Annotated in this window: 16 protein-coding genes; 10 read left to right on the top strand and 6 right to left on the bottom strand. The window is 62.1% G+C overall.

All coding sequences use genetic code 11. From position 1 onward, the window contains the following. The first annotated feature begins 122 nt into the window (after positions 1 to 122). The 3 genes from R5R73_RS06960 to R5R73_RS06950 are packed head-to-tail and all read left to right on the top strand — an operon-like array spanning position 123 to position 1,745. Entirely contained in the window at positions 123 to 656 is a 534-nt protein-coding gene (locus R5R73_RS06960; protein WP_303856542.1) for a helix-turn-helix domain-containing protein, read from the top strand. Further along, positions 649 to 1,401 carry an AzlC family ABC transporter permease gene (locus tag R5R73_RS06955; RefSeq protein ID WP_322529256.1) on the top strand — a complete coding sequence of 251 codons (753 nt, stop codon included), beginning with the start codon at positions 649 to 651 and terminating at the stop codon, positions 1,399 to 1,401. Before R5R73_RS06960 ends, R5R73_RS06955 begins: the two co-directional genes overlap by 8 nt. Further along, entirely contained in the window at positions 1,398 to 1,745 is a 348-nt protein-coding gene (locus R5R73_RS06950) for an AzlD domain-containing protein (RefSeq protein ID WP_110637026.1), read from the top strand. Before R5R73_RS06955 ends, R5R73_RS06950 begins: the two co-directional genes overlap by 4 nt. 114 nt (positions 1,746 to 1,859) lie before the next feature. Here R5R73_RS06950 and R5R73_RS06945 read toward each other — a convergent pair whose 3' ends face one another. From R5R73_RS06945 to R5R73_RS06925, 5 genes are all read right to left on the bottom strand, one after another. Beyond that, a complete protein-coding gene (locus tag R5R73_RS06945; protein WP_322529255.1) occupies positions 1,860 to 4,388 on the bottom strand; it encodes an EAL domain-containing protein in 2,529 nt (842 codons plus the stop codon). A 183-nt stretch (positions 4,389 to 4,571) separates the two neighbouring features. Then, positions 4,572 to 5,222: an OmpA/MotB family protein gene (locus tag R5R73_RS06940; RefSeq protein WP_071230290.1), complete on the bottom strand. Its 651-nt coding sequence runs from the start codon at positions 5,220 to 5,222 to the stop codon at positions 4,572 to 4,574. Between the two features lie 4 nt (positions 5,223 to 5,226). Continuing rightward, positions 5,227 to 6,036 (bottom strand): motility protein A, encoded by an 810-nt coding sequence (locus tag R5R73_RS06935; protein ID WP_110637030.1) that lies wholly within the window; start codon positions 6,034 to 6,036, stop codon positions 5,227 to 5,229. Positions 6,037 to 6,548: 512 nt separating this feature from the next. Next, on the bottom strand, positions 6,549 to 7,670 hold the full coding sequence (locus R5R73_RS06930; protein ID WP_276232520.1) for a GlxA family transcriptional regulator: 1,122 nt from the start codon (positions 7,668 to 7,670) through the stop codon (positions 6,549 to 6,551). 287 nt (positions 7,671 to 7,957) lie between these two features. After that, positions 7,958 to 9,229 (bottom strand): DUF2254 domain-containing protein, encoded by a 1,272-nt coding sequence (locus R5R73_RS06925; RefSeq protein WP_322529254.1) that lies wholly within the window; start codon positions 9,227 to 9,229, stop codon positions 7,958 to 7,960. Positions 9,230 to 9,380: 151 nt separating this feature from the next. Here R5R73_RS06925 and R5R73_RS06920 point away from each other — a divergent pair, with 151 nt between their 5' ends. The 3 genes from R5R73_RS06920 to R5R73_RS06910 all read left to right on the top strand — a co-directional run bounded on the left by R5R73_RS06920 (position 9,381) and on the right by R5R73_RS06910 (position 14,108). Continuing rightward, complete coding sequence (locus R5R73_RS06920) at positions 9,381 to 10,391, top strand: DNA topoisomerase IB (protein WP_322529253.1); 1,011 nt, start codon at positions 9,381 to 9,383, stop codon at positions 10,389 to 10,391. A 123-nt stretch (positions 10,392 to 10,514) separates the two neighbouring features. Beyond that, positions 10,515 to 11,588: a lactonase family protein gene (locus tag R5R73_RS06915; protein ID WP_322529252.1), complete on the top strand. Its 1,074-nt coding sequence runs from the start codon at positions 10,515 to 10,517 to the stop codon at positions 11,586 to 11,588. Positions 11,589 to 11,870: 282 nt separating this feature from the next. Continuing rightward, positions 11,871 to 14,108, top strand: a complete 2,238-nt coding sequence (locus R5R73_RS06910; RefSeq protein ID WP_322529251.1) for an NADP-dependent isocitrate dehydrogenase — start codon at positions 11,871 to 11,873, stop codon at positions 14,106 to 14,108. A gap of 171 nt (positions 14,109 to 14,279) precedes the next feature. On the opposite strand, the gene R5R73_RS06905 is transcribed toward R5R73_RS06910, so the two are convergent. After that, positions 14,280 to 15,752 carry a carbon starvation protein A gene (locus tag R5R73_RS06905; RefSeq protein ID WP_322529250.1) on the bottom strand — a complete coding sequence of 491 codons (1,473 nt, stop codon included), beginning with the start codon at positions 15,750 to 15,752 and terminating at the stop codon, positions 14,280 to 14,282. Positions 15,753 to 16,082: 330 nt separating this feature from the next. Between R5R73_RS06905 and R5R73_RS06900 the strand changes: the two genes are divergently transcribed. The 4 genes from R5R73_RS06900 (at position 16,083) to R5R73_RS06885 (ending at position 19,099) form a co-directional block, all read left to right on the top strand. Then, positions 16,083 to 16,811, top strand: a complete 729-nt coding sequence (locus tag R5R73_RS06900; RefSeq protein ID WP_322529249.1) for a murein L,D-transpeptidase catalytic domain family protein — start codon at positions 16,083 to 16,085, stop codon at positions 16,809 to 16,811. A 113-nt stretch (positions 16,812 to 16,924) separates the two neighbouring features. Continuing rightward, entirely contained in the window at positions 16,925 to 18,037 is a 1,113-nt protein-coding gene (locus R5R73_RS06895; protein WP_322529248.1) for a L,D-transpeptidase, read from the top strand. A 180-nt stretch (positions 18,038 to 18,217) separates the two neighbouring features. Further along, complete coding sequence (locus R5R73_RS06890; protein ID WP_071230280.1) at positions 18,218 to 18,721, top strand: universal stress protein; 504 nt, start codon at positions 18,218 to 18,220, stop codon at positions 18,719 to 18,721. 108 nt (positions 18,722 to 18,829) lie between these two features. Next, the gene (locus R5R73_RS06885; RefSeq protein ID WP_071230279.1) at positions 18,830 to 19,099 is read left to right on the top strand and encodes a DksA/TraR family C4-type zinc finger protein; all 270 of its coding nucleotides are present in this window, start codon (positions 18,830 to 18,832) and stop codon (positions 19,097 to 19,099) included. Positions 19,100 to 19,131: the final 32 nt, after the last annotated feature.

The raw sequence follows: 19,131 nt of genomic DNA, 5'->3' as shown, positions 1-19,131 counted from the left end.
ACCGAAAAATGTCTCTGAGCGACAGCGACCATGGCGAGCGATATCGCGTAAAGGCAATTGACAGCCGGGCGTTCGATATATAGAACGTTCCATATATCGAACAATTGTAAAAGGCATGCATCGTGGATGAGATATCGCTCAAGACGCTGGGTCGCCATCTGCAGACGCTGCGTCAGTCCAACGGACTGTCGTTGACGCAGCTGGCCACCCAAGCCGGTATCGCCAAGTCGAATCTGTCACGCCTCGAACAGGGAGACGGTAACCCGACAATCGATACGCTATGGCGGTTGGCGCGGGAACTTGCCGTGCCATTCGGCACCTTGGTGGCTCCCATGGCCACCGCCATGGATGACAACGGCATCACGCTGCGCCTGATCGAGCAGAGCCAAGGCGATCCTGCCGTCGACGCCTACCTGATGCGCTGTGCGCCCGATACGTTGCGCCGCGCCGAATCGCACGCCAGGGGCACACGCGAAACCATCCAGGTGATCGGGGGCAGACTCGAGGCAGGCCCAGCGGGAGAGACAAAGCCTCTCGCCGCCGGCGATATTTTTACTTTCAGCGCCGATCAACCCCATGACTATCGCACCAGCGACATGGCCGCGACGCTGCTGGTGACCATCGTGTATGCCAGAGAGGCCGAAACGAATGCCTGAGACCGGAGCAACACGTCAATCCAGTGGCTGGCCGATAGGCGTTAGCGAGGCGATTCCGCTGCTGGGCGGTTATATCCCGGTGGCGATCTCGTTTGGCCTAATTTCCGCACAGGCCGGATTCAGCACCGCGGAAACGCTGGCGATCTCGGCGCTGATCTATGCCGGCGCCTCGCAGTTCCTGTTCGTCGGCATGATTGCCAGCGGCTCTCCGCTGTGGCTGACCGTGGCGATGACCCTGCTGATCAATGTGCGTCACGTCGTCTACGCGCCCAACATCGCACCCTGGCTACCCAAGAGCCGCTGGTGGCCGTGGCTGATGCATGGACTGACCGATCAGATCTTCGCCCTCGCCCATAGCCGGCTGCCGCAGTTGTCGGAATCCCAGCGTGTCGGCTGGTTCTTCGGTGCCGCGATGCTGGCCTGGCTCAGTTGGATCGCCGGCTCTCTGCTGGGCGCGGTCGCCGGAGAGTGGCTTACCAGCCGCTGGCCGTTGCTCGGCGAGGTCATGCCTTTCGCGCTCCCGGCACTGTTTCTGGTGTTGATCGTGCCGCGATTCACCTCGCGCCGCTGGGCTGCCGCATTGAGTGTCAGCGTCGCCGCGGCGCTCGTCTGCACGCTGGTCGGGTTGACCAATATCGGCATCCCGCTGGCCGCCGCCTGCGGTGCGCTCTGTTTCTACATGGTCCGTCTGCCGGAAACGCTCGGAACGGACAAGGGAACGACTAAAGAAAGGCGTCCATCATGAGCCTCGAACTCTGGATCGGCATGCTCATTGCCGCAGTCGGTACCTATCTGATCCGGCTGCTGCCGCTGCTCTGGATGCAACGGCGACTGACGCGCAGCGGCGAGAATGGCCCCGTCGATGCCCTACCCAAATGGCTGGTGATCCTGGGGCCGATGATGATCGCCGCGGTACTCGGCGTATCGCTGGTGCCACGTACGGCGGATGCCGCCGGTTGGCTGGCGACCCTCATCGGCTTGGGAGTGACACTGGCGATCTGGTGGCGAACCCGCTCGCTCGGCTGGCCGGTGATGGGTGGTGTACTGACTTTCGGGGTGGTGGTGATTGTGGCGCGCTCACTAATGTGAACCACCCCCTCAGGGGCTGTTGCCGTTTCATGCCTCAGGGGCTGTTGCCCGTTTCATGCAAGGACGCGCCGGTGGTCACGGCGCGCCACGATCGCCGATATCGTGATGCGACACCTATGGCGAGACATCGTCGGCAGGAAGGCGATCCAGCCATTCGCCGGCGGCAGCCACATCCAGCGGCCGCGACAGCCAGTAGCCCTGAACGATCTTGCAGCCCTGCGCGCGCAGGAAATCGGCCTGGGCATCGGTTTCCGCCCCTTCAGCGATCACGTCTAGCCCCAGCGCGTTGGCCATGGCGAGGATCGCGCCGATGAGTTCGCCGTCTTCGTAGCTGTCAGGTAGCTCCCGGACGAAGCTTGCATCGATCTTGAGTGCACTGACTGGCAATCGGCGCAGATAGGACAGTGACGAATAGCCGGTGCCGAAATCATCGATCAGCAGGCGAATGCCGCGATCCCGCAGACGCTGCAACATCCGATGTGTCGTCTCGGCATTCGGCAGCAAGGCGCTCTCGGTCAGTTCCAGCTCGATCAGTTCGGGCGACAGCGCATAACGCTCCAGACACTTTTCGACGTCATCGACGAAGCGGCGATCGCTGAGCTGCAGCGCCGAGACGTTGACCGCTACCGGCACGCGCGGCAAATGCCGCCAGGCGTGCAACTGGGCGCAGACCCGCTCCAATACCCAGCGGCCGATACGATCGATCATGCCGAGCTTCTCGGCCAGCGGAATGAACTGCTGCGGTGACACGACGCCCAGTTCAGGGTCGTTCCAGCGCAGCAGCGCTTCGAAGCCGACCAGGCGCTTGTCTTCCAGCGCCGCCTGGGGCTGATAGACCACCTCCAGCGCATCGTTGTCGAGCGCCCGGCGCAGGCTCTGTTCCAGCGTCAGTGCCTGATGGTCTTTCTGGCCCATATGCGATTGGTAGAAGCACCACTGGTTGCGGCCCGCTTCCTTGGCGCGATACATCGCGGTATCGGCGTATTTGAGCAGCATTTCGCCGTTCTGGCCGTCTTCGGGGTAGACGCTGATGCCGATACTGGTCGACACGTTGAGCAGATGGCCAAGCACTTCGAACGGACGACCGATGCTCTCGATCAACCTTGCCGACAGCGATTCGAGCCCGTCGAGACTTTCCACCTCATGGATCAATATGGTGAATTCGTCGCCGCCGAGTCGTGCCACCGACTCACCCTCGCCGACCGTGGCCTGGAGGCGCCTGGCGATGGTGGACAGCACCTGATCCCCGGCGTGATGCCCCAGGGTATCGTTGATGCGCTTGAACAGATCGAGATCGAGAAACATCACCGCCATGCGATGGCCGTGGCGATGGGCGTTGGCGCGCGCCTGCTCGAGACGATCCAGAAACAGCCGCCGATTGGCCAGACCGGTCAGGTCGTCGAAATAGGCCAGCCGGTGAATCTGCGCCTCCCGGCGCTTGCGGTCGGAAATATCGCTGAATATGGCAGCAAACTGCAGAATCTGGCCCTCATCGTCTCGAATCGCAGTGATAGTGAGCCACTCGGGATAGATGTCGCCGTTCTTGCGCCGGTTCCAGATCTCGCCCTGCCAATAGTCCTGCTCCAGCAGGGTACTCCACATGTTGCGGTAGAATTCCGGTGTCTGGCGCCCGGAACTCAGCATGCTGGGGCGATTGCCGACAGCCTCCTCGGCGCTGTAGCCGGTCAGTACGGTGAAACTGGGATTGACCGACTGGATGACACCATGGGCATCGGTCATCATGATGCCATCCATCGAGGCGTTGATGACCCGCTGAGCGAGGCGAAGATGCTCAGAGGAGGCACGCAGCGCATGATCGCGCACCTTCAGTGTCTCCTTGAGTTGCAGCACGACTTCGTATTCGAGACCGGCCATGATGTCGCCGAACGACAACAGCCCGCACAGCTCACCCTGTTCATCGAGCACACCGAGATGGCGAAAGGCCTTCTTTCGCAAAAGCTCCACGGCATGCATCAGCGCCATGCTTCGCGGTCTGGTCAGCAGGGTCGGATTCCCGGCCTCGCCCAGGCAACAGCCCAGACGTCTTTCGGCCAGCAGCGTCACCATGTCACGCTCGGTGAAAATACCCAGCGCGCCGTTACCGTAGTCGATCACCGTCGCGTCGACGTTCGCCTCGCGCATTCGCGCGATGGCGGCATCCAGAGGCAGCGACGCCGCCAGTACCAGCGGCGGATGGATGACGATCGAGCCGATGTCGCGCATCGTCAGGTAATGCTCGACGCGCTGGCCGAGCACGATATCCGACTGGGTGACGATGCCCAGCGGATGCCCCTCGTCATCTTCTACCAGCAGGCGGCGAAGGCACCGCCGCTTCATCAGCAGGGCGGCTTCGTCGAGGCCGGCACCGTGGGCGATACGTACCACCGGGCTGCTCATCGATTGCGCGATCGGCGCGTCGAGCAGGTCGGGATCGGAAAAGTCGAGACGGCGGACGTCGCCTTCGCTCCAGATGCCGCAGATATCATCGTCCTGCGTCACCAATACACAGCTCGCCCTGGCGGCATGCATGCGCTGAATGGCATCGCCAAGGGTTGCCGATACGTCACAGGTCAGCAGCCCGCCACTGGCCAGTTCCGCGATGCTGGGTTCATGGGCCATCTCTTCTGGGGAATGTCTCGTCACGCTATAACCATGCTTAATGATCAAATGAGCAATCGCTCCGGAAACCTCGCCCATCGAGGCGAGGGAAGCGCCTGTTGCTGGTCATTGCCATCGTTCTATCGATATCGTTCTATCGCCACCGTCTATCGATATTGTCCTATCGTCATTTTTCTATCGCTGCCTTGGCCGAGTCATGCCCGGAGATCATGGCGACGTCGATGCGGTCAGCAGAATATCGACCCGGCGATTGGAGGCTCGCCCCGCCGCCGTCGCGTTACTGGCCGCCGGACGCGTATCGCCGTAACCGATCGCACGCAGGCGCGAGGCATCGACGCCCTGCCCCACCAGGTAACGCACCACAGCGATCGCCCGCGCTGCCGACAGATCCCAGTTGGAAGGGAATTGCGGCGTCGCAATCGGCACGTCGTCGGTATGCCCTTCGACGGAAATCTCGCCGTCGAACGCCTTCAGCTCGCCGATCAGGCTGGCGATCGTCGTTCGGCCCTGGTCGATCAGCGTCGCCCGCCCGCTAGGAAAGAGCAGGTTGTCATCGATGCGCAGGGTAACGCCCCGCTGTCCCTGAATGACGTGAACGCCGGGAATATCGAGATTGGCAAGGCGAGGGTTCAATCCCTCGTGTTGTGGCTGAATACCGGTGCCCGCACTCGCCGCCGAGGCGGCAACCTCGGTTGCCGTAACGTCCTCTCCCTGCCCCCTGGGAATAATCGCCAGCAGCAGGACAAACAGGGTCAGCAGCAGCGTCAGCACGTCCAGATAGCTGGTCAGCCAGCCCTCTTCCTCTCCTCCGGCCGTGCTCGGTGGCGCCAGCAGCTGCTGCATTGCACGGTTCTGCATGAGGCTACTCCTCCTGTGCCGAGACGGGGCGCGGCTTCACGTTGCGATCGCTCAGCTCGTCGTGGTAGTTGGCAATGAAGGAGTTGAGAGTCTCTTCGATGAATGACGGTAGGCGGCGCTTGCTCATCAGCGAGATCCCCTCCAGCACCATGTTCATGGTGATCAACCGCTCTTCCGTGCGGCGTTCGAGCTTCACCGCGATCGGCTTGAACACCAGGTTGGCCATCAGAATGCCGTAGAAGGTCGTCAACAGGGCCACGGCCATGCGCGGGCCAATGATGTCGAGCTGCCCGGCGTCGACCACTTCCAGCATGTTCACCAGCCCGACCAGGGTCCCGATCATGCCGAACGCCGGCGCATACGTTGCCATGGTGCGAAAGATCTGCGCATCCGCCTGCTCTCGCGCCTTGAGCCGGGTGATACGCCATTGCAGCACGTCGAATATCTCATCCTCCCGGGTATTGGCGATGAGCAGTTGAATACCCGAGCGGAGGAACGGGTTGCGCACGTACTCGAGCTGGTTTTCGACCCCGCGCACGTTGCCCTGGGTCCACAGCCTGGAAAGACTGACGAGTTCATCGATATCGGCACGCACATGGGTGTCTTCACGCTTGAATACCACGCCGACCAGACGCACCACCCGCAAGACCTCCTTCAGCGGATAGCTGATGAAGGTGGCCGCGAAAGTGCCGGTGATCACCAGCGCCAGCCCCGGCAAATTGATGAAGCTTTCGGGCGATTCGGCAGTGAAGAACAGGACGCAGATCAGCAGCAAGATGCTGGCGAAAATGCCTATCAGCGTCGAGGGATTCATCAATGGCTCCTTTGCGGTCGTTGAACGTCAGTGGCAGGCTTCCCGTCACCGGGAACGACATCGGGCCGATGCGCGGACGGCAATTGGCTACCGGGCGCCTGGTTTGGCGGAATCCTGGGGCATGGGTCGACTCGATCCCTTCCTCGTGGAAACGGCCAAAACCAGGAAAATTACATTCATTAATATATCTTGACCATTTTTTTCATACTACGCTGGATCACGTTTTTTGCCCGCGTCGAATCGTCGCTGGCCAGTCTGGGACGTCCGCGCCATGACCGGCCAGGAAAGGTAGGAAAGGTTAGAAGCAGAAACGCGCGCCTGATGTCGCGGTCAAGAAAGAAGGTGTGGAAACAGGCGGAAATACGGGAGCGAGAGGATACCGGCCACACCACAGATCGAGTGACGCAAGTCAGCAGAAGGCCGGTGGGGAGAAAGCGCGGCCGCATCCGACACGGCCGGCAAGACTCTCCCGACGGATGCGCCGTTCGTGCCGCAGAGCTGCAGGAAGCCCGTCACCCCAGCGCTACGCTGGCGTAGGTTGGCTCCCCCCGGGCATGACTTAACGCAACCGTCGCGCTACTGGACTGCATCAGTGGGTCGTTATCCATCAGCGGCATCACGGCAGGTTCGAGGCGACGAATCTTCAACGTCTCGCCGCGATCCTCTCGCGGCGGCGTACCGAAGAATTCCCGGTAGCACTTCGAGAAATGCGGCGTGGAGACGAAGCCGCAGGCGGAGGCGATCTCGATGATCGGCAGCGGCGTCTGCTTGAGCAGCTGCCGGGCTCGCGTCAGCCGCAGTTTGAGATAATAGCGCGAGGGCGAGCAGTGCAGGTGGCGTTGGAACAGCCGTTCCAGCTGGCGCCGGGAGACATCGACATAGCTTGCCAGTTCGTCGAGTTCGATCGGCTCCTCGATATTGGCTTCCATCAACGCCACGATCTCGAGAAGTTTCGGCTGCGTGGTGCCCAGCACATGCTTGAGCGGCACCCGCTGCTGATCCTCCTCGCCACGAACCCGCTCGTAGATGAACATTTCGGAGATGGCCGCCGACAGCTCCCGGCCATGGTCGCGCCCGATCATGTTGAGCATCATGTCCAGCGGCGCAGTGCCGCCGGAAGCCGTGAAGCGATCGCGATCGATCGAGAACAGCCGCGTGCTCCAGGCCGTGCGCGGGTATGCTTCCTGGATCGCGGCCAGGCACTCCCAATGGATGCTGGCGTCATAACCGTTCAACAGACCGGCCTGGGCCAGGGCCCAGCTGCCGGTACACACCGAGCCGACCCGGCGCAGCTGGCGCTGGCGGCCCTGCAGCCAGGTCAGCAGCGCCGGCGTCACCGAGCGCTGCGGCGCAACACCACCGCAGACCACCAGCCAGTCGAGCCTCAGCGGTGAGTGAGCGCTGGCATCCGGCGTCACCTGCATACCGTCGCTCGCCCGCACGGGTGCCCCGTCCATGGTCATCACGTACCAGCGGTACAGTTCGCGACCAGCGAGCTGATTGGCCATGCGCAACGGCTCGATGGCCGATGCCAGCGAGATCAGGGTGAAATCTTCCAGCAGCAGGAAGCCAAGTGTCTGGGGCTCCGGCACAGCACCTTTGGGGGCGGCGCCTCGAGAGGGATGGGTTGCCATTTCACGTCTCCTCCAAGGATGTATCGGTGGTTATTGTTATTGCGGTTCCCTGGCGCCTGTCAGTCTCGGTACGTGGCGAGGCACGCGGTGGCGAGCGACCACGACGAAGACCTCGAGCGGCTTTTCTGAAGCCTTTTCGGTCTCGCTTCGACTGTAAGCCCTGTGAAGTCGGGACGCATGCGTTTTTATCTCTCCGCGACAGACACAACGCTATTAGACAGTTCGATGTCGTTTTCAGAACAGATTGACGCCTTCGCGCCCTTGAAATGCCGGACGATATATCCTGCTTACCGGTCAGGCCCGAGCGCCGATACAGCCGATGCCTCGATTTCTCTGACGCGCTGCCGATCCTCCTCGAGCACAAGCCCCTGATCGAATCGCTTGATCACCAGCGTCATGTGTTCGCGGGCAATACGCTTGATGTGGTCGTCGCCCACCGCGGCCAGGGCTTTCAGCGCCTTCTGCAGACGAATGCCGATCTCGACCGTACTGGCACCATCGCGAGCGATGGGAGTGAAAAAGTCGTCGAACAGATCCGCGCTATCGAGCGCCTCGACGTAAACATGACGCACTGGCCGAGGCTTCTCTTCGATGCTGCCGGCGGCGTGCTGCAGCCAGGGGGTGAACACTCTCACCCCGCAGCCGATGACATCGATCGCCGTGCCGGGATCGTTGATTCCCGGTGAGAGCGCGCGGGAAGCCACCTCCGACAGCACGATAAGGCCAAACCGCGGATCCTGCTCGAAGCGTCGCGCCGGCCCGACGGTGAAGGCGCTCGTGATCTTCTCGGCACGCTCGTCGCCCAGCTTTGGCGTCAAGGCCAGCACCGCCTGGGTATCGACGAAGGTGCCCGGCAGCGCCTGGACATAGATCGACTCCGCCGCATCCTCCGCCAGCGAATCGAGCAGCGGCATATCGATGTGCTGGATGTAACCCACCTTGCCCGCCCGCACCGGCACCAGATCCGGTGGCAGGGTCGCCGGCATCGCCTGGCCGCCCAGATAAGGGTTTTCCATGCGCCTCTCGAACGCGCCACGGGCAGCGTTTTCTATCTTGCCGATGGTGTCGCGGACCCGCCCCAGGCGGGTGAGATAGCCGGCCCACTTAATGAGCTGATAGACCACCAGCACGATGACCACGAGAGTGGCAGCGAACAGGAGCGTACGGCCATCTTCGTCGTAGATGCCGGCCGCCAGCGCGACGATGCCGACCAGGCTGAACAGAAAGGCGCCGATGAAGGTCGCCAGGGTGTTCTGCGTGACCCGATCCTCGATCAGCAAAAGCGTCGCCCGCGGGCTGACATTGCTGGTCGCCGAACCGTAGGAAGTGACCATGGCGCTCAACGAGAAGGTCGTCACCGCCAGCATGCTCGAGGCAATGATATTGAGGATGCTGTCCACCGCACTCGACCCGACGCTGACCACCGCAGGTACCTCCAGCCAGGGCGTGGCGATCCAGGCGATCAAAGCCGTGACGACACCCGCGAGCGAATAGAGTGATGCGCGATACCACAGCGAACGATGCATCCGCTGCCACATCCATTGAAATCGCCCTGTCATCTCGCCTCCTGTACACGAACCGAATCACGTCAAGTCTACTTCAAACGGGGCAATGGCGACCCTTTTGCCGAGGCTGGTCTATTCTGATCTCGAACCTGTTCCGCCACTGACGGCGAACGACATCGACCGGTTTCGGCAAAAGGAGCTTGCCATGACCACGACCTCCCCTCGGCGGGCGACCCGTCATCGCTGCGGCAAGGGCTTCACCTATCGCCTGCAGAACGGCAAGACGATGACCGACAAGGCCTGGCGCGACTGGATCGGCTCGCTGGCGATTCCACCGGCCTGGCGTGACGTCGAGATCGTGCTCGACAAGCGCCACCACATCCATGCCACCGGTCGCGACGCGGCCGGTCGCAAGCAGTACATCTACAATGCCGAATGGCGCGAGAAGCGCGAAGTGCTCAAGTTCGATCGGATGATCGAATTCGCGCAGCGTCTCACGCCCATGCGCCGTACGACCGGCCAGCACCTCGCGCTCGACGGCATGCCGCGGGAGAAAGTGCTCGCCTGCATGGTGCGACTGATAGATGGCGCCTATTTTCGCCCCGGCAGCGAGCGCTATCGCGAGGAGAACCACTCCTACGGCCTGACCACCATGCGCTCGAAACACCTGACCATCGACGGTGACGAGCTGATCTTCGACTATAAGGGCAAGAGCGGGCAGCAGCAGCACCGCGTGGTGGAAGACGAGCGTCTGGCGAAGATCGTCGCCGAGCTCGACGACATTCCCGGCTACGAGATCTTCAAGTACTTCGACGACGACGGGCACAAAGTCCGGGTCGACAGTCATGATCTCAACGACTACATCCATGAGGTCATGGGCGAACGCTTCAGTGCCAAGGATTTTCGTACCTGGGCCGGCACCTCGATCGCTGCGTTGGCGCTGGAGGAGGTCGGCCCGGGCGAGAACGACAAGGCCAGCCAGAAGAACGTTCGCCAAGCCGTCGAGCGGGTCGCCAGGACGCTGGGCAACACGCCGAGCATCGCCAAGGCGAGCTACATCGATCCACGTGTCGTGGAGTGCTATCTCGACGGACGCACGCTGGATCATTTCCGCAAGCTGGTGGAAACCGAACTGGAAAAGGACGACGAGCTGACCGGGCCGGACGAGCGCGCGATCCTCAATCTGCTGCAGAGCCGGCTCGAGGCGAAGCGCTGACGGCAACGGCGACGGCAACGGCAACGGCGGGCACGACTTATCGGCAATCGACGCCGGCACGTCGGCGATGCTAAAAGGAAGGTTTGTCCATCAAGCTCTGTTCATAAAGATAAGGAAAGCGCCATGAACCCAGCCGAACCTGCTATCGATACCGTCGTCTACGCCGCCAATGCAGGCGACGGCACCATCGGCAGCTATCGCCTGGATCGCCAGACCGAACGGCTGATCCCGCTGGCCACGACAGAAGCGGCCGAAAACGTCATGCCGTTGGCCATCAGCCCCGACAAGCAGACGCTCTATGCCGCCATCCGCAGCGATCCGCTGCGCGTGCTGAGCTATCGCATCGAAGCGGGCACCGGCGCATTGACCCCGCTCGGCAGCGGCGCGCTCTATGGCAGCATGGCCTATATCGCGACCGATCGCTCCGGACGTTACCTGCTGGCAGCCTCCTACGGCGGCAATCTGGTCAGCGTCAGCCCCATCGATGACAACGGTGTCGCCGGCGATGCCATGCAGACATTGGAGACCGGCAGCCGCGCCCATGCGATCCTGGCCACGCCGGACAATCGCCATGTCTTCGCCACCAACCTGGGCGACGACCGGCTGGCCCAGTTCCATTTCGCCGATGGCGCCCTCGTCCCCAATGACCCGCCCGCGGCCAGGACGGCCGATGGCACCGGCCCGCGTCATTTCGTGTTCTCGCCCAGCGGTCGGTTCGTCTATGTCCTGGGGGAATTCAGCGCTACCGTCACGACTTTCGAACTCGACGCGCAGAACGGAACCCTGACGCAGATCGCCGTCTGCGAAGGGCTCCCCGAAGGAATGAACCTGGCGCCGGGCATGCCTCAGGAAGAGATCCCCGCCGGCGACGAGACGCCTCGCATCTGGGCGGCCGACCTGCACATCACCCCGGACGGCCGTCACCTGTACCTTTCCGAGCGCACCAGCAGCACGCTGAGCACGCTGCGGGCCAACCCGGATTCCGGCGAGCTGCATTTCGTCGGCAACCAGCCCACCGTCAAGCAGCCTCGCGGCTTCGAGATCGACCCCAACGGCCGCTATCTGGTGGCTGCCGGGGAATTGAGCGATCACCTGGCGCTCTACCGCATCGAGCCGACCAGCGGCGAACTGGTTCATGTCAGCGACGCGCCGACCGGCAACAAGACCAACTGGGTGGAAATCGTCTCCTTCCCCTGAACGGAACGCGCCGCGCAGCGCCGCGTGAATGCGTTGGTCACGTGGCGCTGGTATACTCTGGCGCGACCGCAGGTTGTCGACAACTTTCGATCGTCGATGCCGCGACCGAGTTCAGATCGCGATGGCAGCCTTCACCAGGGTCTCGAAGGCCGCCATCGTGGTGCATCGCGCTCCACGGATCGAATCGTCCTACCGGTCCGCACAGGTGGCGCGACGCGCATTCGCGTTTCCGTAAGCGCTCGACACTTCGTGCCATTGCCAAAGAGAGGTTAACGAATAGACATGTCCAATACGCCGAAGATCATCTACACCCTGACTGACGAAGCGCCTGCCCTGGCCACCTACTCTCTGCTGCCGATCATCGAAGCCTTCACCGGTACTGCCGGCATCACAGTCGAGACTCGTGATATTTCCCTGGCCGCGCGGGTGCTCGCGCAGTTCCCGAACCTGCTCAGCGACGAGCAGCGCGTCAGCGACGATCTGGCCGAGCTCGGCCAGCTGGCCACCACGCCGGAAGCCAACATCATCAAGCTGCCCAACATCAGCGCCTCCGGCCCCCAGCTCAAGGCCACGATCAAGGAACTGCAGAGCCAGGGCTATCCGCTGCCGGACTACCCGGACGAGCCGAAGAACGACGAAGAGAAAGCGATCAAGGCCAGCTACGACAAGGCCAAGGGCAGCGCGGTCAACCCGGTGCTGCGTGAAGGCAACTCCGACCGTCGCGCGCCGAAATCGGTCAAGAACTATGCCCGCAAGTACCCGCACCGCATGGGCGAGTGGAGCAGCGAGTCGCAGTCTCACGTCGCCCACATGAACGAAGGCGACTTCTACGGTAGCGAGCAGTCCGCCGTGATCGCCAAGGCCGGCAAGCTCAAGATCGAGCTGCAACAGAAAGACGGCACCCATATCACGCTGAAAGAAGGCCTCGCCGTCAAGGAAAGCGAAGTCGTCGATGCTGCATGCATGAGCAGCCGCCGCCTGCGCAATTTCATCGACAGTGAAATCAAGGACGCCAAGAAGCGCAACGTGCTGTTCTCGCTGCATCTGAAGGCGACCATGATGAAGGTCTCCGATCCGATCATGTTCGGCATCGTGGTCGAAGAGTTCTACAAGGACGTGCTCGAGAAGCACGCCGACGCGCTCAAGCTCGCGGGCTTCAATCCCAACAGCGGTATCGGCGATCTCTACAGCGCCATCGAGTCGCTGCCGAGCGAGCAAAGCGATCCGATCAAGAGCGACATCGAAGCGCTTTACAAAGAGCGCCCGCCGATGGCGATGGTCAACTCCCACAAGGGCATCACCAACCTGCACGTGCCCTCTGATGTGATCATCGACGCTTCCATGCCGGCGATGATTCGCGACTCCGGCAAGATGTGGGGCGCCGACGACCAGCTGCATGACGCTAAGGCAGTGATCCCGGACCGTTGCTACGCCACGATCTACCAGACGGTGATCGAGGACTGCAGGAAGAACGGCGCCTTCGACCCGACCACCATGGGTAGCGTCCCCAACGTCGGCCTGATGGCACAGAAGGCCGAAGAGTACGGTTCCCACGACAAGACGTTCCAGATCCCGGCAGACGGCACCGTCGTCGTCATCGACGAAAACGGCCAGACGCTGTTCAGCCATGACGTCGAAGCCGGCGACATCTGGCGCATGTGCCAGACCAAGGACGCGCCGATCAAGGACTGGGTCAAGCTGGCCGTCAGCCGTGCCCGCGAAAGCGGCGCACCGGCGATCTTCTGGCTCGACGCCAACCGCGCCCATGATGCCAAGCTGATCGAGAAGGTCGAGACCTACCTCAAGGATCACGATACCAGCGGCCTGGACATCCGCATCCTGGCGCCGGTCGAGGCCATGAAGGTCTCGCTGGAGCGTATCCGCAAGGGCGAGGACACCATCTCGGTGACCGGCAACGTGCTGCGCGACTACCTGACCGACCTGTTCCCGATCATGGAACTCGGCACCAGCGCCAAGATGCTCTCCATCGTGCCGCTGATGAACGGCGGCGGCCTGTTCGAGACCGGTGCCGGCGGCTCCGCGCCCAAGCACGTCCAGCAGTTCCTGGAAGAGAACCACCTGCGCTGGGACTCGCTGGGTGAATTCCTGGCGCTGGCGGCCTCGCTCGAGCATCTCGGCAGCACCTTCGACAACGCTCGCGCCAAGATCCTGTCAGCCACGCTGGACCGCGCCAACGGCGAATTCCTCGACAGCGACAAGTCGCCCAAGCGCAAGGTCGGCGAGCTCGACAACCGCGGCAGCCACTTCTACCTGGCGCTCTACTGGGCGAAGGAACTGGCCGCGCAGACCGAGGACAGCGAGCTGAAGTCGCTGTTCGAAGAGATCGCCAGGACGCTCGGCGACAACGAGAAGACGATCGTCGACGAGCTCAATGCCGTGCAAGGCAAGCCGGTGGACATCAAGGGCTACTTCCACCCCAACGGCGAACTGGTCAGCGAAGCCATGCGTCCCAGCAAGACGCTCAACGCCGCGCTGAACAAGCTCTACCAGGCGTCGTGATCGACTGACCGGCTCGGTGTTGCCGAGCCGGTCATCGGCTCATCCTGCTTCGGCAGTACGAGACCAAGCAGTACGAGACCAAGCAGTACGAGACCAAAAAGAAACGGGCCCGTGCCAATCAATGGCACGGGCCCGTTTGCTTCAGCCAGTCTGCTGAGACGGCCTGTCGAATCAGTTGGCCGCCAGCGCTTCGGCCGGCTTGCCATCCTTGAAGGTCGGCACTTCCGGTTCGTCGATAGCGAAGAGGCCACCGCTCAGGCGGCGTACGCGCTTCATGAACAGCGCGATGCAGATCAACGTACCGATGGCAGCCACGACGTAACTCATCTGCAGCGACAGGCCGAAACCGATCGGTGCATAGGCGAGATAGGTAAAGGTCGCCATGGTCATGAACGTCGCCGGAATCGACGTGATCAGATGCGGTTTACGCGCCAGCACCAGGTACATGGTCGCAACCCACAGCGCGATGACGGCCGTGGTCTGGTTGGCCCAGGAGAAGTAGCGCCATAGCAGCGTGAAGTCCATGTGCGTCAACCCGTAGGAGACCACGAACAGCGGTGCAGCGATGAGCAGACGCTTCACCAGCGGACGCTGATCGATCTTCAGATAGTCGGCGATGATCATGCGCGCACTACGAAATGCCGTGTCGCCGGAGGTGATCGGCAGCACGATGACGCCGAGAACCGCCAGCGTACCGCCAATGGCGCCCAGCATGGTGGTGGAAACTTCGCTGACCACTGCCGCCGGGCCGCCAGCCGCCAGCACGTCCGACAGCGACTGATCGCCGTGGAACAGACTCATGGCGGCTGCCGCCCAGATCATCGCGATGACGCCTTCGGTGATCATCATGCCGTAGAAGATCTTGCGGCCATTGCCTTCGTTCTCGGTCGTCCGCGAAATGATCGGCGTCTGGGTAGCGTGGAAGCCCGACAGCGCCCCGCAGGAGATGGTCAGAAACAGCAGCGGGAAGATCGGAGCGCCCTGCGGATGCATGTTCTGGAACGACAGCTCGGGGATCGGCGCGCCAGTGAAGATCATGCCGAGACCGATGCCCAGCGCGCTGAACAGCAGCAGCGCACCGAAGTAGGGATAGATGCGCCCGATGATCTTGTCGATCGGCAGCAGCGTTGCCAGCAGATAGTAGGCGAAGATCACCATGGTGATCAGCGTGATCGACAGCGGCGTCATGTTGGCCAGCAGTGCCGCAGGAGACGTCACGAACACGGTGCCCACCAGCAGCAGCAGCAGGATGGCGAAGCCGTTGACGACGTGCTTCATGACCTTGCCCAGGAACTTGCCGGCCAATTGCGGCAGATGCGCGCCATGATTGCGGATCGAGATCATGCCCGTCAGATAGTCGTGCACCGCGCCGGCGAAGATACAGCCGATCACGATCCAGAAGAACGCCACCGGCCCGTAGAGAGCGCCGAGAATAGGACCGAAAATCGGGCCCACACCAGCAATGTTGAGCAGTTGAATCAACGAGTTGCGCGTCGTGTTCATCGGCACGTAGTCGATGTTGTCGCGCATGGTGAACGCAGGCGTGCGGCGCTTGCGGTCGGTCACGAACACGCGTTCCACGAATTTTCCATACGTGAAGTAGCCCACTATCAATAGCAGGATCGATGCAATGAATGTGATCATCTAGGGTCCCTGGAGCAGAAAGAACGCCTTGTGGGCATCCGGCAGGTGCTTTTATCGGTACGTTTGGCGGACCGATAACGGTCGCGGCTTGGTTATCCGCGCCAATTTACGAAGAAGGCTAAGTAATGACATCTAGACTTTAGTGGCATAACCCCACCTCGCAGTGCTTGCCTGGCTTCGCATCGTCCCGCATGCTGAAGACCCTCCAGCGGCGCGGTTCGTCCTGCTTCGATGATCAATCTCTCTTTTTCGCTACCCCTGCCGACCTCGGTATCCCGCTCACTGGCTTCGGTATCCCGCTCGGTTGCCTTGTCCTTCCTGGTAGGCGGCATGGCGTCGATTCTGGCCGCAACTGCCGTCGCGGCGACACCACCAGCCTCATCCGACCTTCTGGCTCGTGCCGGCACGGTGTCTCGGCTCACCGCGACATCGCTCGAGCGTCTCGCTCCGGATGCGGACCCGGATGTCATCGCCCTCGGGCTTGCGACCATGCAGTGCGCGCAGCGCCACGGCGTGGGCGAACAGGCACAGCGCCTCGCGGTCATCGATTACAGCCGTTCTTCGCTGACACCGCGTCTGTGGGTTTTCGACCTGAAGCACGACAAGCTTTTATACCGTGAAGTCGTGGCGCACGGCCAAGGCTCGGGCGGCGATATTCCGGACCGATTCTCCAATGAGGAAGGCTCGCATGCCTCGAGCCTGGGGTTGTTCGTCACTCGCCAGACCTATGAAGGCAAGAACGGCTACTCGCTGCGTCTGGACGGACTGGAACCCGGCTTCAACGATGCCGCCATGAGTCGCGCCATCGTGATACATGGCGCCGATTACGTCGATCCTGAAAGCGGCGAACGCCAGGGCCGGCTGGGGCGAAGTTGGGGCTGTCCTGCCCTGCGCCCGGATGTCGCTGGTGACGTCATCGATGTTCTCAAGGAAGGCCAGTTCGTCTTCTCCTATTACCCCGAGCGGGAGTGGCTGATGCATTCGGCACTGGCGCAGTGCGCTCAGGCCCGTATCGACGATCGCGAAAGTCCTGACGACACTTTCCTCAGCTCGCGTTGACCCGATTCGCGCCAGCGGATTGCCAGACCGGCTAGCGCGTACGACATTGATAATGCGTACGACTCGAGAACACGCACGAGATCGAGAAAGAGAAGACCGTTGGGGGAGCCAGCATGTCGCGTCTTGGAACCATACTGCTACTGACCGCCGCCCTGCTGGTCTCGTCAACGAGCTTCGCGGTGCCCTTCTGGGGCGAGAAGCAGTCCAGCCCCGTCGACATACCGGTAGACCACCTCGCGCCGGGCGCCTGGATCTGGGGCGGCGACGACAAGCGCGGCGGACCGCTGGCCGTCATCGTCAGCCTGACCGAACAGCGCGCCTATGTTTACCGCAACGGCATTCTGATCGGTGCGACCACGATCAGCAGTGGTCGCGAAGGCTACGAAACGCCGACCGGCGTCTTTACCGTGCTGCAGAAAGACAAGGACCACCGCTCCAATCTCTACGGCAACGCGCCGATGCCTTATCAGCAACGCCTGACCTGGGACGGCGTGGCGCTACATGCCGGTGGCCTGCCGGGTTATCCCGAGTCTCACGGCTGTATTCATCTGCCGAGCGAATTCGCACGCCTGCTGTTCGATGCTTCCAATATCGGCATGACCGTTGTCGTGGCACAGGAGGGCCAGGCGCCCGTCTCCGTCGTTCATCCGGGCCCGTTGAGCCCCATCGATGCCGACACCGGTGCCGATATCGATATGCCGATGCTGGCCAGTGGAAGCAGCTGGCGCTGGGTCATGGATCCGCCCACCCAAGGCCCGGTCTCCATGGTATTGAGCCGCAGCGACCGCATGATCGTGGTCTATCGCAATGGCGTCGAGATCGGACGCTCGCGCGTCGAGCTTGGCCGCCCCGACATCATGACGGGTACCCGTGCCTATATCGTCGAGGGGCATTTCCAGCCCCCGAGCCCGCAGCAGAGCCTTCAAGAGAATGAAGCATATCTGCGTAAGCTACCCCTGCCGACGTGGATTGCGATTGGCGTACCGGGCTACGAAGCTGAAGCCGGCCAGGCGGTGCCGGCCGACATCGTCAATCAGGTGATCGTGCCGGAGGGTTTCAAACGGAAGGTGCTGCCCCTGCTGGAACCGGGCACCGTGCTGGTCGCCACCGACGCTCATCTCACCGCCGAAAGCAGTGGCGAGTCACTGCGCGTCATCGACAGCGTCGGCCCTCGCAGTTGGCTGGACGATGTCGCAACGCAGCGTCATGTCGGCACGGGCCGCTAGGGGCTTCGAGGCCGGTCAAGACGCGTCATGTCGTGCGACATTTATTCACTATGACATTCCTCGTGGATGGCATATGTTGATAGTCGCAAAGCAAGTCGGCGAGCCGCCGCGCGTCGACGATAAGAGACCAGGCGGTACCCGAGCGCTTTCGCTCGACGCTTTCACGACGGTGAGGTGCCCATGTTCAAGTCGCTGCTGGTCCCTATCGATGGTTCCGAGGATTCCCACATCGCGCTCAACGTCGCCTGCCAGTTGGCGGCACCGGTACAGGGGAAGCTGTACCTGTTGAACGTTCGCGATCCCTACCCACAGCTGCACGACGCCGAATTGTTGAGTGTCGAAGCGGCGATCAAGGCTGCCTCGGTAGAGACTGCCAACCGGGAAGGCCGCGCCATTCTCGATGCCGCGCTGGATACCCTCCCCTCCTTCCCCGGCTATAACGGCGAGTTCGATCTCCTCGTCAAGCAGGGGTCGCCAGCGCGCGTTATCGTTTCCGAAGCCGAACGGCTGGGCGTCGATGCCATCGTGATGGGCAGCCGTGGCGTAGGACAGTTCAAAGGCCTGATGATCGGCAGCGTATCGCACAAGGTGACGCACGTTGCCAAGTGTCGCGTCATCTGTGTACATGAGACGCCGCACCAGCATGCCACTCGGGCGACCCATGAGTTCGTCGATGTCGACTGACCCCCGGCGCTACGCGCAGGTATCATGGCGACCTTGCGAAACATGACCCTCTGGCGCCATGGTCGATGAGACCAGAGCGTGCCGACAGGATTCAAAAGGAGAGCATTCATGGCTAGCGGCTGGGCGAAAGATGGCGCAGTGCAGGAGCAGATCGACAGCACCGTCGAAGACGGCATTCAGGAAGCCCGCCAACGACTGCAAAACCACGGCCCCAGCCTGGCGATCTGTGAAGCGTGCGAGGCGCCAATCCCGGAGGCTCGACGTCAGGCGGTACCTGGCGTTCGGCTGTGCATCGCCTGTCAGGCTGAAGCGGACCGCCACCAGACCCATCGCACCAATTACAATCGTCGCGGTAGCAAAGACAGCCAGCTACGTTGACCGCTCCCCGATGGATCGCCGCCTGCACGATT

The organism is Salinicola sp. LHM, assembly GCF_034479735.1.
Classification (GTDB): domain Bacteria; phylum Pseudomonadota; class Gammaproteobacteria; order Pseudomonadales; family Halomonadaceae; genus Salinicola; species Salinicola salarius.
The sequence above is the reverse complement of the archived record's forward strand: the minus strand, read 5'-3'. Positions and strand labels throughout refer to the sequence as shown.

What these genes read in the sequence shown, in the direction of transcription:
- R5R73_RS06955 (WP_322529256.1), top strand. Translation starts at nt 649, where the DNA reads ATGCCTGAGACCGGAGCAACACGTCAATCCAGTGGCTGGCCGATAGGC.
- R5R73_RS06950 (WP_110637026.1), top strand. Translation starts at nt 1,398, where the DNA reads ATGAGCCTCGAACTCTGGATCGGCATGCTCATTGCCGCAGTCGGTACC.
- R5R73_RS06940 (WP_071230290.1), bottom strand. Translation starts at nt 5,222, where the DNA reads ATGCAGAACCGTGCAATGCAGCAGCTGCTGGCGCCACCGAGCACGGCC.
- R5R73_RS06935 (WP_110637030.1), bottom strand. Translation starts at nt 6,036, where the DNA reads ATGAATCCCTCGACGCTGATAGGCATTTTCGCCAGCATCTTGCTGCTG.
- R5R73_RS06930 (WP_276232520.1), bottom strand. Translation starts at nt 7,670, where the DNA reads ATGGCAACCCATCCCTCTCGAGGCGCCGCCCCCAAAGGTGCTGTGCCG.
- R5R73_RS06925 (WP_322529254.1), bottom strand. Translation starts at nt 9,229, where the DNA reads ATGACAGGGCGATTTCAATGGATGTGGCAGCGGATGCATCGTTCGCTG.
- R5R73_RS06920 (WP_322529253.1), top strand. Translation starts at nt 9,381, where the DNA reads ATGACCACGACCTCCCCTCGGCGGGCGACCCGTCATCGCTGCGGCAAG.
- R5R73_RS06915 (WP_322529252.1), top strand. Translation starts at nt 10,515, where the DNA reads ATGAACCCAGCCGAACCTGCTATCGATACCGTCGTCTACGCCGCCAAT.
- R5R73_RS06910 (WP_322529251.1), top strand. Translation starts at nt 11,871, where the DNA reads ATGTCCAATACGCCGAAGATCATCTACACCCTGACTGACGAAGCGCCT.
- R5R73_RS06905 (WP_322529250.1), bottom strand. Translation starts at nt 15,752, where the DNA reads ATGATCACATTCATTGCATCGATCCTGCTATTGATAGTGGGCTACTTC.
- R5R73_RS06900 (WP_322529249.1), top strand. Translation starts at nt 16,083, where the DNA reads ATGGCGTCGATTCTGGCCGCAACTGCCGTCGCGGCGACACCACCAGCC.
- R5R73_RS06895 (WP_322529248.1), top strand. Translation starts at nt 16,925, where the DNA reads ATGTCGCGTCTTGGAACCATACTGCTACTGACCGCCGCCCTGCTGGTC.
- R5R73_RS06890 (WP_071230280.1), top strand. Translation starts at nt 18,218, where the DNA reads ATGTTCAAGTCGCTGCTGGTCCCTATCGATGGTTCCGAGGATTCCCAC.
- R5R73_RS06885 (WP_071230279.1), top strand. Translation starts at nt 18,830, where the DNA reads ATGGCTAGCGGCTGGGCGAAAGATGGCGCAGTGCAGGAGCAGATCGAC.